Raw genomic sequence first — 2,500 nt, 5'->3', positions numbered from 1 at the left:
GATAAGGGCGCATAGTCGCGGGCAGTAGACCCGAAACCGGGTGATCTAGTCATGCCCAGGGTGAAGGTGCGGTAACACGCACTGGAGGCCCGAACCCACTCCCGTTGCAAAGGTAGGGGATGAGGTGTGATTAGGAGTGAAAAGCTAATCGAACCCGGAGATAGCTGGTTCTCCTCGAAAGCTATTTAGGTAGCGCCTCATATGTATCCTCTCGGGGGTAGAGCACTGTTATGGCTAGGGGGTCATCGCGACTTACCAAACCATTGCAAACTCCGAATACCGAGACGGACTGTATGGGAGACACACGGCGGGTGCTAACGTCCGTCGTGAAAAGGGAAACAACCCAGACCCACAGCTAAGGTCCCAAATTCACTGCTAAGTGGAAAACCATGTGGAAAGGCACAGACAGCCAGGAGGTTGGCTTAGAAGCAGCCACCCTTTAAAGAAAGCGTAATAGCTCACTGGTCGAGTCGGTCTGCGGGGAAGATTTAACGGGGCTAAGCAGTGAACCGAAGCTTGGGGTGCATAACTTTGTTATGCGCGGTAGAGGAGCGTTCCGTAAGCCGTTGAAGGTGGATTGAGAAGTCTGCTGGAGGTATCGGAAGTGCGAATGCTGACATGAGTAACGATAATGCGGGTGAAAAACCCGCACGCCGAAAGCCCAAGGTTTCCTTGCGCAACGTTAATCGGCGCAGGGTGAGTCGGCCCCTAAGGCGAGGACGAAAGTCGTAGTCGATGGGAAGCAGGTTAATATTCCTGCACCTCGCGTAAGTGCGATGGAGGGACGGAGAAGGTTAGGTGTACCAGGCGTTGGTTGTCCTGGGGAAAGGCGGTAGGTTTGGATCTTTGGCAAATCCGGGATCCTTTAAGACCGAGCACCGAGACGAGTCTTTAAGACGAAGTCACTGATACCACGCTTCCAGGAAAAGCTCCTAAGCTTCAGCTTACGCAGACCGTACCGTAAACCGACACAGGTGGGTAGGATGAGAATTCTCAGGCGCTTGAGAGAACTCGGGTGAAGGAACTAGGCAACATGGCACCGTAACTTCGGGAGAAGGTGCACCCTTTTTGGTGGCTCGTGCGAGCTATAGCTGAAGAGGGTCGCAGTAACCAGGCCGCTGCGACTGTTTATCAAAAACACAGCACTCTGCAAACACGAAAGTGGACGTATAGGGTGTGACGCCTGCCCGGTGCTGGAAGGTTAATTGATGGGGTCAGCCGCAAGGCGAAGCTCTTGATCGAAGCCCCAGTAAACGGCGGCCGTAACTATAACGGTCCTAAGGTAGCGAAATTCCTTGTCGGGTAAGTTCCGACCTGCACGAATGGCGTAACGACAGCGGCGCTGTCTCCACCCGAGACTCAGTGAAATTGAAATCGCTGTGAAGATGCAGCGTTCCCGTGGCAAGACGGAAAGACCCCGTGAACCTTTACTATAGCTTTACACTGAACGTTGAGTTCGTCTGTGTAGGATAGGTGGGAGGCTATGAAACTGTGGCGCTAGCTGCAGCGGAGCCATCCTTGAAATACCACCCTGTCGTGCTTGACGTTCTAACCTGGGCCCATTATCTGGGTCGGGGACCGTGTATGGTGGGTAGTTTGACTGGGGCGGTCTCCTCCTAAAGAGTAACGGAGGAGCTCGAAGGTACGCTCAGCGCGGTCGGACATCGCGCACTGTGTGCAAAGGCATAAGCGTGCTTGACTGCAAGATCGACGGATCAAGCAGGTAGGAAACTAGGACTTAGTGATCCGGTGGTTCTGTATGGAAGGGCCATCGCTCAACGGATAAAAGGTACTCCGGGGATAACAGGCTGATACCGCCCAAGAGTTCATATCGACGGCGGTGTTTGGCACCTCGATGTCGGCTCATCACATCCTGGGGCTGTAGTCGGTCCCAAGGGTATGGCTGTTCGCCATTTAAAGTGGTACGCGAGCTGGGTTCAGAACGTCGTGAGACAGTTCGGTCCCTATCTGCCATGGGCGTTGGAGATTTGAGAGGGGCTGCTCCTAGTACGAGAGGACCGGAGTGGACGAACCTCTGGTGTTCCGGTTGTCACGCCAGTGGCATTGCCGGGTAGCTATGTTCGGAAGCGATAACCGCTGAAAGCATCTAAGCGGGAAGCGCGCCTCAAGATGAGATCTCCCGGGGCACAAGCCCCCTGAAGGAACCATGTAGACTACGTGGTTGATAGGTCAGGTGTGTAAGTACAGCAATGTATTGAGCTAACTGATACTAATGATCCGAGAGGCTTGACCATATAACCTCAAGTTGCCTTGGCTTTACGACAGCGTCGTAAGAGCATCCAAGTGCACGCTACGTCACAAGAACTACGAGAGGCAGGCGCCTTATCCAGCTGTATCGGATGGCGACGCTCCAACCGCCTCCCTGGTGAAATTAGCGCTGTGGAACCACCCGATCCCATCCCGAACTCGGAAGTGAAACGCAGCTGCGCCGATGGTAGTGTGGCTCAAGCCATGCGAGAGTAGGTCATCGCCAGGGTTT

At 54.2% G+C, this 2,500-nt stretch carries 2 rRNA genes (1 of these 2 cut by a window edge); both read left to right on the top strand.

Features of this window, described 5'->3' with window-relative positions:
- Nucleotides 1–2,255, top strand: a 23S ribosomal RNA gene (locus V3B48_RS21235) (it extends 625 nt beyond the left edge of the window).
- A 127-nt stretch (nucleotides 2,256–2,382) separates the two neighbouring features.
- Nucleotides 2,383–2,497: ribosomal RNA gene (rrf, locus tag V3B48_RS21230) — 5S ribosomal RNA — on the top strand.
- The last annotated feature ends 3 nt before the right edge of the window (nucleotides 2,498–2,500 follow it).

Origin of the sequence: Stenotrophomonas sp. SMYL20, assembly GCF_036320045.1 — a bacterium.
Taxonomy (GTDB): Bacteria; Pseudomonadota; Gammaproteobacteria; order Xanthomonadales; family Xanthomonadaceae; genus Stenotrophomonas; species Stenotrophomonas maltophilia_A.
Note: the sequence above shows the minus strand (reverse complement) of the source record. Positions and strands in the feature narration are given on the sequence as shown.